Below are 8,572 nucleotides of genomic sequence, written 5' to 3'. Positions count from 1 at the left end.
CCAAGCCGTCAGCGCGTGGATCGGGCATGCTCCGCGGCCATCTCGGCCAGGACGTCATCAAGCGGCGTGGACGTCACGCCCAAGGTCTTCACCGCCGACGACGCGTCGAGGATGTTGGGACGGTCGTACAGGTACAGCATCTCGGGAACCTCCGCCACGACAGGGTCGGTGCGCCCGATGTCCTGGAGTTCCCGCAGGGTCATGCGCTGGAGCCGGGGGGTGGGCACACCGGCCGCCTCGGCGAGGCGGCCCGCCAGCTCGCGCACCGCGGCCTGCGACGTGGACGGCACGTGCCAGACCCGCCCCCAGGACTCGTCATGACCGGCGGCGGCGATGAGCGTGCGCGCCACGTCACCGGTGTAGGACCAGCTGTGCGGCGCGTCGAGGTCGCCCGGATACGAGGCAGGCACACCGGCCAGCACCTGCGCCCCCACCATCAGGGTGAACGGCGAGTAGGCGCCGGCGCCGAGGTAGTCGTTGGCGCGGACCTCGGTCACGCGTACCCGGCCCGCGTCGTGAGCGGCGCGGGCGTCGTGCCACATCCGCGCCCGGACACGGCCCTTCTCGCTGGTTGGCGCCATGGGCAGGTCCTCGGTGGCGGGACCGTCGAGCGGCCCGTAACCGTAGGTGTTGCCGAGCATGACGTAGTCCGTACCGGCGCGTTCCACCGCCGCCAGCAGCGCGGCGGCCAGGGGCGGGAACAGGGCAGGCCACTGGTCGTACGGCGGCATGGCGCAGTTGAACAGCACAGCCGCTCCGGTGGCCAGCTCGACAAGCCGGGCGGTGTCGGTGGCGTCGGCTGCGACACGTTCGATCCGCGGGTGCTCCGGCCCGCTGCCGCGGCGTGTGATGAGGCGGACCTGCTCTCCGGCGTCGGCCAGCAGGCGGGCGGTAGCTGATCCGGTGGCTCCGGCACCGACGATGACATGCAAGGACACGCGTTCTCTCCCAGATCGTGGAGGTGGAGTGGCGGCCACCGGGCCGGTGGCCGCGGCGGCGTCCTCACCACCCTGCGCGCGCCGGGAGCCGTAAGGTAGTGGCCTGAATGCCATACTTCTGGAGGTTCGGGCCATGCATCAGGTCGCCGTCCTCGCGGTCCCCCCAGCCACCACGTTCGACCTGTCGATCCCCGAACTGGTACTCGGTGAGATGACCGTGGACGGTCGCCCCGGCTACGAGGTGCGCATCTGCACGGTCCAGCCGGGACCCGTCGCCACCAGCGGCAGCCTTGAGGTCGCCGTCCCCCACGGGCTGGCGGCCCTCGACGACGCCGACACCGTCATCGTCACCGGAACCAGCGCCCGGGAGGACATCGACCCGCGCATCCTCGAGGCGCTGCGCCACGCGTCAGCCGCGGGCAGGCGCGTCGTCTCGATCTGCACCGGAGCGTTCGTCCTCGCCCAGGCCGGACTCCTCGACGGCCGCAGCGCCACCACCTACTGGGCCAGGTCCGACGAGTTCCGCAGACGCTTCCCCAGGGTCGACCTACGCCCCGACGTGCTGTACGTCGAGGACGGCAACGTGCTGACCTCCGCCGGGCTGTCCGCCGGCATCGACCTGTGCCTGCACCTGGTGCGCACCGACTACGGCGCCGCGGTGGCCAACCACATCGCCCGACTGGTCGTCGCGGCACCGGTGCGGCCCGGCGGGCAGGCGCAGTTCATCGAATCGCCGCTGCCGCCCGAGAACGGCACCTCGCTGTCCACCACCCGCCAGTGGGCACTGGAAAGGCTGCACGAACCACTCACACGCGCGGCCCTCGCCGCCCACGCCCGCACCAGCATCCGCACCCTGACGCGTCGATTCCACGCGGAGACCGGTCTCAGCCCGCTGCAATGGCTCCTCCACCAACGCGTGAACCGGGCGCGGGAACTGCTGGAGAGCACGGACCTGCCCATGGAACAGGTCGCCCGGCTCAGCGGCCTCGTCACCACCGACTCCCTCCGCCAGCACCTGTCGAGACGAACCGGGCTCACACCCAGCGCCTACCGCGCCACGTTCACCCGGCGCACGGACCGAGAGGGATCTGTTGCATCCAGCGGAATCAGGACTTGACGTCCTCCCCTGCGTGAACGACTCCGTTGCCCGATGCGTCCTTGCTGTGAGCGATGATGGGTCGCGGTGAGCTGGCGGCGCTGCTCGTGGTATCCCGGCGCGGCGCCACGCCCCGGCCGGTACCACTGCCACTGCTCCACCGCCAGATTCCACACAAAACGCGCATGCCCGCAATGCGGCTCCAGGGCCGCCGCCTGTTCGGCGGTCGGATAGAGCCGATAGCGGGACATATCAGGATTCTATGGAACGGATGCCACCTGATACCCATCACAAGGGAGCGGCGTTTCCTCCCCGCCGTGAACGGCGGGGTATCCACGCCACAGACCCGATGACGCCCTACGGCCGCCGCGAGGCGTGGGAGGACGACCCCGACGGCTGGCCCGAGGCCCCCCAGGCGGACTCACCGGTCGGTGGGCATGGCGCGCCGATCTGCTGGTACTGGCGCACGGACGCCGACGGGAACGCCACCTGGGGCCCGACCAGCCGCCCCGTGCCGCAGTGGACCCGCCCCGGCGCGACCCCCGTGGACACCCTCGGCCGGCACGGCCACCACCACTGACACGCCCGGCCCCTTCGTCGACGGCGTCGGCACAAGGTGTCAGATACTGGGCGGAACCTCCGGACGATGCGAACGGCCCCACGCGCTCGATCATGGGACCGGCGCCTGCTCCTGGACGCGATCTTCTACCTGCTCCGCGGCGGGATCGCCTGGCAGGCCCTGCCCGCCGCGGAAGAAGATCAAGGGTCGTAAGCGGCACGTCGCGGTCGACGCCGGCGGGCGTTGAGCCGGGCGGCCTGGCGCGTCAGGTGGTCACGCTCGGCGAGGTTGGGCGCCTTTCGGGCCGCCTCGGCGTACAGCCGTGCCGCCGTCACCAGGTCACCGTCCCGCTCGTGGAGATACGCCGCCACCGCCGCATGGCGAGGCAGCGAGTCGTCCAGCGCCGCGAGCGCCGCCAGCCCGGCGCGCGGCCCATCGGCCCCGCCGACGGCCACCGCGCGGTTGAGCCGGACAACCGGGCCGTCAGTCAGGCGCACGAACTCGTCATACCACTCGACGATCCCACCCAGTCCGTCTCCTCGGCGGCGGGCGCGTCCGCGTACAGCGCCGCGATGACGGCCTGGGCCTGGAACTCGCCCGACCGGTCGCGGACGAACACCGCCCGCAGGACCGCGACGCCCTCGGCGATCAACCTGGTGTCCCAGCGGCCGCGGTCCTGCTCGGCGAGCGGCACCAGGCCGCCGTCGGGCGCGGTCCGGGGTGCGCGCCGGGCGTGGTGGAGCAGCATGAGAGCGAGCAGCCCCGCCGCCGGCTGTCCGTCGACGAGGCCCTCACCCCGGCGGCGGGCGACGTCCACCCGGGCCGCGTCGAGGAACCGACACCAGGCCACGGCGACCAGCCAGCCCTTCGGCTCCCACCGCAGGCCGGCCGGCCAGACCCGGACCGCCTCGACCAGCACGTCCTGCACCGCGTCCTCCACCGCCGCGCAATCGGCCCCACGGCGGACAAGGACCCCCAGCACGCCCGGCGTGAGACTCCGCAGCAGGACCTCGTCCACCTTCAGAGGTCACTGCGTGACGGTGTCCACCTTCAGAGGTCACTGCATGACGGTGGGCGGCGCGGCCAGGAACGGGCGCACCTCAAGCCACTCGTGGATCGGCTTCCCACCCGCCCCCGGGGCGGCCGACAGCTCCCCGGCCAGCTCGACGGCACGCTCGTAGCTGTCGACATCGATCACCATCCAGCCGGCGATCAGGTCCTTGGTCTCGGCGAACGGACCGTCGGTGACCGGCGGGCGCCCCGCACCGTCATACCGGACGAACGTCCCCTCGGGAGCAAGCGCCTGACCGTCGACGAACTCGCCGGTCCCCTCAAGCCGGGCCGCGAAGTCGCGCATGTACCGCATGTGCGCCGCGATCTCCTCCGGCGTCCACCGGCCCATCGGCACGTCGTTGACCGCGGCCGGAGCGCCGCGGTAATGCTTGAGCAGCAGGTACCTGGCCATCGTGGTTCTCCTCGGTACTGGTACGGCCCATGCTGGCCGCGTTCACCACGGGGACGCAGCCAGCCACGGGTTCTCGACATCACCGTCCGAATCCTTCGGCTCCCGTAGATCAGCCCGGGTGAGCCGTCCCGTGGTGTCCGGGTCCACGGCGTGGCACGAGGGCGCGACGGAACGAGGTCTTCCACGACCAGCAGCGACCAAACACCTGACCCCGTCGCCTGTGTGCCCATCCACCGCCAGTCTTTTCAGCTCACTCTTCAGGAAGCCGACTGTCAGCGGCATGGGGACGGCCGATCGCTTCAAGGGCGGTCGCCGCCCAGTCACGAGCATCCGGGTCCGGATGCCCCAACGCGCGAAGAAGCCGCGGCTCAGCCACCGCCCCGGGCAGTCCCAGACCGTGGACCACAGCCGACCGGATCCGCCAGTACTCGTCCCTCGTATCGCCCGCGTCATCGACCAGGTCGGCATCGTCGAGAGCTTCCAGCTGCCCCACAAGAACATCGACCGCAACATCACCACCGATCGCGGCGATGGCCGCCGCCTTGCAGCAGGCCGCCGACCTGTCCTCCCACCCGGCATCGCGCCGCAACGCGGTAAGCAGATACGGAACCGCCGAGACCGTAGCCCGAAGACGGGAGCCGCTTGGCAACCCGCGCGGTGAGAGCGAACGGGCGCATCGGCATACCCCTCCCTGCCAGGCCGGGCTGGAACAGCGCCGTGAGCAGAGCGGCCGCGGCGGGCGTCCCGTCCGAGATCGCCTCAGACTCACGGGATCAGCCGGCGCCGCCGCGTTGCGTCAGTACGAAGATGAATCAGTACGAAGATGCAGGGCGATGGCTGCCGTTGGCGCCGCTGCAGTACGTCGCCAACGCTTCACCGATGATCTGAACCCACCGGGCGAGCAACGGACCATAAATCTTGCGGACTGTGCGGCGCGCCTGCCACACGGTCACGCCGATGCCGCCTATGTTCCCTCGCCACACGTGTATCGGATTTGCGGGGGAACCATGCGTCTCGTTCATGCCGCCGACATTCATCTGGACAGCCCGCTGCGTGGTCTGGCGCGGCTGGATGACGACGACCTTGCTCACCTGCTGCGCCAGGCGACCCGTCGCGCGCTGGAGAACCTCGTCGCGTTCACGGTCGACCAGCGGGCGGACGCGCTGCTGCTGGCCGGCGACATCTACGACGGCAACTGGCGGGACTACGCGACCGGCAGGTGCTTCGTCGACCAGATGGCGCGCCTCGACGACGCGGGCATCCCCGTCTTCATGATCTCGGGTAACCACGACGCGGAGAGCGAGATCACCCGGGCCCTCGTCCTGCCGCCGAACGTCACGGTCTTCGGGTCCGAGGCCCCGGGCACCCAGGTCCACGATGATCTCGGGCTGGCGGTGCACGGCCAGAGCTATCCCACCCGTGCGGTGCTCGACAACCTGGTCCGCGCCTATCCGGACCCGATCCGCGGCCTGGTCAACGTGGGGCTCCTGCACACCGCGGTCAGCGGTGCGGACGGCCATGCCCCCTACGCTCCGTGCACACCCGAGGACCTGGCCCGCATGCGCTACGACTACTTCGCACTCGGCCATGTCCATGCCCGCCGCACCGTGTGCGACGGCGAGACCGTCGCCGCTTTCAGCGGCAACCTCCAGGGACGCCACCCGAGGGAGACCGGCCCGAAGGGTGCGCTGGTCGTCGACGTCGGCCCCGGCCGGCCGGCGCGGTTGCGGTTCCAGCCGCTGGACGTGGCCCGGTGGGCAACCGTGACGGTCGACATCGGCCCGGACGATGCCTGCCGGACCCTGGAGGACGTGCTCGACCGCCTCCGCGCCAGCCTCATGGCCCAGCGGGACGACGCCGTGGACCGGCCCGTCATCGTCCGGCTGGAGATCGTGGGACGTTCCCGCGCCGCTGACGTGCTCACCGACATGCGGCGGCTGCGGGAGGAGCTCACCACGATCACCCGAGGTCTCCATGCGGTCGCGGTGGAGAAGGTGACGGTCCGGGTGACCCGTCCAGGCCCACCGGCCTGCGTCGACCCGGAGCTGATCGCCGCGATCCGGTCGGCCACGGCTGGCCTTGCCGCCGACGTCGACCGCATAAAAGGGCTCGCCGACCCGGTGGACCGTACCGTCGGTCGTCAGCTGCGCACGGCCGAGCTGCTCGACCCGCGCGACGGCGCGGTTCTGGAGGATCTGGCGCAACGGGCCGGCGCCGAGCTGCTGGCGCGGCTGGCGGGAGTGACGGACTGATGCGGATCCGGTCGCTGCGCCTCGACCGTTACGGTGCCTTCGAGGATCGTCAGGTGGAGTTCGGCCCGGGGCTCACCGTGGTTGCCGGGGCGAACGAAGCGGGCAAGTCGACGCTGCTCGATGCGCTGTCCGACCTGCTGTGGGGCTTCCAACGGGGCCGGCGCGCCTTCTTCTACGGCCCGGGCGCGCTGGCACTGACCGCCACGGTCGAACTGCCCGGTGAGCCGGCCGCCGCGCTGGCGGACGGCGCCGCGCGGGCGGACGGGCCGGCGGCCGGCCTGCCAGCGGGGCCGGTAGGGCCGGCGGGGCCGGCGGCGGAGCCAGGGCGGAGGGCAGAGCCAGCGGAGCCGGTAGGGCCGTGGACGGCCGTCGAGCTCCGTCGACGTGGCGCGGGCCTGCAGCTCGTCTCGACCGGGCAGCCGGCCGCACCGGTCTGGGGGGCGGGCGGGGCCGAGGCCCACCAGCGGTGGCTGCAGGCGTTCGGCCTGTCCCACCGGCAGCTGCGCCAGGGCGGTGAAGCCCTGTTCAACGGCGGCGGGGATCTGGCGGAGCTGGTCTTCACCGCCCGCAGCGGCCAGGCCGTGCGGGGCCTGCTCGACGCCCTGCATACCGAGATGGACGTGCATTACAAGCAGCACGGCAACGACAGGTCCTCACGGGTCCGCGTCGCCCTCCGGGAGCACCAGGAGCTGGCGGCACGCATCCAGGAGGCGATGACCACCGCGGGAGCCGTGGTCGAGGCCCGCGCGGAGCGGGACCGCCAGGCACAGGCGGTGCGCGCCGCGCACAAGCTGCTCATGTCGGCTGCCGAGCGGACCGACAGCCTCGACCGGCGACGCCGGGCCGCCCCGGCCGTGCGGGACCTCGCCGCCGCCCGCGACGAGATCGCCCGGCTGCGCGCGGACGGCGCGGCCGTGCTCGACGTGGCGGGGATCGCCGGGTTCGACGCCGCCCGCGCCGACCTGGACCAGGCGGCCGGCGAGCTGCGCCGGCTGGAAGAGGCACGTGCCGGCAAGCTCCGGCAGCGGGAGCAGGCGTCGCAAGCGGTGAACGATGCCCTGCTCGCCGACGCCGACGAGATCGGCGCGCTCGACCGTGCCGTGGAAGCCAGACTCGCCGACGCCCAGCTCGCCGACCGGCTGGAAACCGAGGCACGCCAGCTCGACGAGGACGCCCGGGCGCTGCTCATCGACCTGACCGGCCCGGCCGACGCCCGGCCGACGGCCACGATTCTCGGCGAGCTGCACATCCCAGCGGACATCGCCAGGCAGCTCGACGAGATCGCCGAGGTGATCCGCCAGCACACCGACGAGGTCACCCACGCCGAGCGCCAGCTGACCGGAGCACGTTCCCGCCAGGCGGACGCCGCCCGCACCGGCCGCGTCTTCGACCCAGCCGCGGTCACCCTGCTGCGGCAGGCGGTCACGGAGATCCGCAAGGACGGGTCGGCCTGCCAGCAGACCCGCCAGGCCGTCGACCAGGCCGCCCGCGCGCTGCGGGAACGCCGGGAAGCCCTGTGCCGCGCCGGGTACCGCAGACCGGATGCCCTTGACGTCGTCCCACCGAACCCGCCGTCCCGGGAGACCGTCGACCGGCTGCGCCAGGCACTCACCAGGACCACGCACACCGTCGACCAGCATGCGGCGGCCCTGACGGCCGCGGCCACCAGGCTGACCGGGCTGCGAGAACAGCTCGCTAACGCCGGTGACAGCGAGCCCCCGCGGCGCACCGAGCTCGACGACATCCGCGCCGAGCGGACCGAGCTGTGGAACCGGCTGGTGGACCGGCTGGCGGACGCCGCGGCCGACGGGGCGGCCCTGCGCCGCGCCGAGACCGAGGCGCTCGTCCTGCCCGTGACCACCGCGATAGCCCGCGCCGACGACATCGCCGACCGGTACGCCGAGAACCTCGCCGCGCACGCCGGCCTGGCGGTACGCACCGAGCACCTGCGGGACGGTTCGGCGGCGGCGCAGGCCGGCCACGCGGAGGCCCTGGCCGCCCACACCGAGGCCTCGGCGTCCGTCGACGAGGCCCGCCGCGCGTGGGCCGCGCTGTGGAACGAGCTCGAGGTGGCCGTCCCCGCCGAGCCGGCGGCCGACGACGTGCTGGACGCCCTGCGCACGGCCCAGCAGACGCACGCGGACCTGCTCGCCGCGCGGCAACGCATCGCCGGCCTCAGCAGCCTTGTGAACGACCAGCGCCTGACCGTGGTCACAGCCCTCAGCCCCCTCGGCGCCCTGGGCTTCCTCGCCCCCGCCGGCG

General features: G+C 72.6%; 10 protein-coding genes and 1 pseudogene. 5 read left to right on the top strand and 6 right to left on the bottom strand.

Annotated elements, in window-relative coordinates:
* Window positions 1–8: 8 nt before the first annotated feature.
* Window positions 9–938 (bottom strand): NAD-dependent epimerase/dehydratase family protein, encoded by a 930-nt coding sequence (locus tag AC5LSR_RS14575; protein WP_493468573.1) that lies wholly within the window; start codon window positions 936–938, stop codon window positions 9–11.
* Between the two features lie 133 nt (window positions 939–1,071).
* On the opposite strand from AC5LSR_RS14575, the gene AC5LSR_RS14570 reads away from it, so the two are divergent.
* On the top strand, window positions 1,072–2,055 hold the full coding sequence (locus AC5LSR_RS14570; protein ID WP_493468572.1) for a GlxA family transcriptional regulator: 984 nt from the start codon (window positions 1,072–1,074) through the stop codon (window positions 2,053–2,055).
* 65 nt (window positions 2,056–2,120) lie between these two features.
* On the opposite strand, the pseudogene AC5LSR_RS14565 reads toward AC5LSR_RS14570, so the two are convergent.
* A pseudogene (locus tag AC5LSR_RS14565) lies at window positions 2,121–2,285 on the bottom strand (helix-turn-helix domain-containing protein); the annotation flags it as partial.
* A 20-nt stretch (window positions 2,286–2,305) separates the two neighbouring features.
* Here AC5LSR_RS14565 and AC5LSR_RS14560 point away from each other — a divergent pair.
* Window positions 2,306–2,614 (top strand): hypothetical protein, encoded by a 309-nt coding sequence (locus tag AC5LSR_RS14560; protein ID WP_493468571.1) that lies wholly within the window; start codon window positions 2,306–2,308, stop codon window positions 2,612–2,614.
* Between the two features lie 66 nt (window positions 2,615–2,680).
* Entirely contained in the window at window positions 2,681–2,806 is a 126-nt protein-coding gene (locus tag AC5LSR_RS14555; RefSeq protein ID WP_250283844.1) for a transposase, read from the top strand.
* Here the strand turns inward: AC5LSR_RS14555 and AC5LSR_RS14550 are convergent.
* From AC5LSR_RS14550 to AC5LSR_RS14535, 4 genes are all read right to left on the bottom strand, one after another.
* Window positions 2,794–3,090, bottom strand: a complete 297-nt coding sequence (locus tag AC5LSR_RS14550; protein ID WP_493468570.1) for a hypothetical protein — start codon at window positions 3,088–3,090, stop codon at window positions 2,794–2,796. The genes AC5LSR_RS14555 and AC5LSR_RS14550 overlap by 13 nt on opposite strands.
* The gene (locus AC5LSR_RS14545) at window positions 3,081–3,611 is read right to left on the bottom strand and encodes a DUF6596 domain-containing protein (RefSeq protein ID WP_493468569.1); all 531 of its coding nucleotides are present in this window, start codon (window positions 3,609–3,611) and stop codon (window positions 3,081–3,083) included. The genes AC5LSR_RS14550 and AC5LSR_RS14545 overlap by 10 nt, the downstream gene beginning before the upstream one ends.
* A 39-nt stretch (window positions 3,612–3,650) precedes the next feature.
* Entirely contained in the window at window positions 3,651–4,058 is a 408-nt protein-coding gene (locus AC5LSR_RS14540; RefSeq protein WP_250283846.1) for a YciI family protein, read from the bottom strand.
* A gap of 250 nt (window positions 4,059–4,308) precedes the next feature.
* Complete coding sequence (locus AC5LSR_RS14535) at window positions 4,309–4,647, bottom strand: HEAT repeat domain-containing protein (protein ID WP_250283848.1); 339 nt, start codon at window positions 4,645–4,647, stop codon at window positions 4,309–4,311.
* Between the two features lie 418 nt (window positions 4,648–5,065).
* On the opposite strand from AC5LSR_RS14535, the gene AC5LSR_RS14530 reads away from it, so the two are divergent.
* Window positions 5,066–6,310, top strand: a complete 1,245-nt coding sequence (locus AC5LSR_RS14530) for a metallophosphoesterase family protein (protein ID WP_493468568.1) — start codon at window positions 5,066–5,068, stop codon at window positions 6,308–6,310.
* Window positions 6,310–8,572 (top strand): AAA family ATPase (locus AC5LSR_RS14525; protein ID WP_493468567.1); only part of this gene is annotated, 2,263 nt, incomplete at its 3' end. The genes AC5LSR_RS14530 and AC5LSR_RS14525, both read left to right, overlap by 1 nt.

This window comes from Protofrankia sp. CiP1_Cm_nod4, assembly GCF_982290645.1.
The sequence above is the reverse complement of the archived record's forward strand: the minus strand, read 5'-3'. Positions and strand labels throughout refer to the sequence as shown.

Bases quoted from the DNA above. Each gene is read 5' to 3' on its own strand.
- AC5LSR_RS14570 (WP_493468572.1), top strand. From the start codon at position 1,072: ATGCATCAGGTCGCCGTCCTCGCGGTCCCCCCAGCCACCACGTTCGAC.
- AC5LSR_RS14560 (WP_493468571.1), top strand. From the start codon at position 2,306: ATGCCACCTGATACCCATCACAAGGGAGCGGCGTTTCCTCCCCGCCGT.
- AC5LSR_RS14555 (WP_250283844.1), top strand. From the start codon at position 2,681: ATGCGAACGGCCCCACGCGCTCGATCATGGGACCGGCGCCTGCTCCTG.
- AC5LSR_RS14540 (WP_250283846.1), bottom strand. From the start codon at position 4,058: ATGGCCAGGTACCTGCTGCTCAAGCATTACCGCGGCGCTCCGGCCGCG.
- AC5LSR_RS14530 (WP_493468568.1), top strand. From the start codon at position 5,066: ATGCGTCTCGTTCATGCCGCCGACATTCATCTGGACAGCCCGCTGCGT.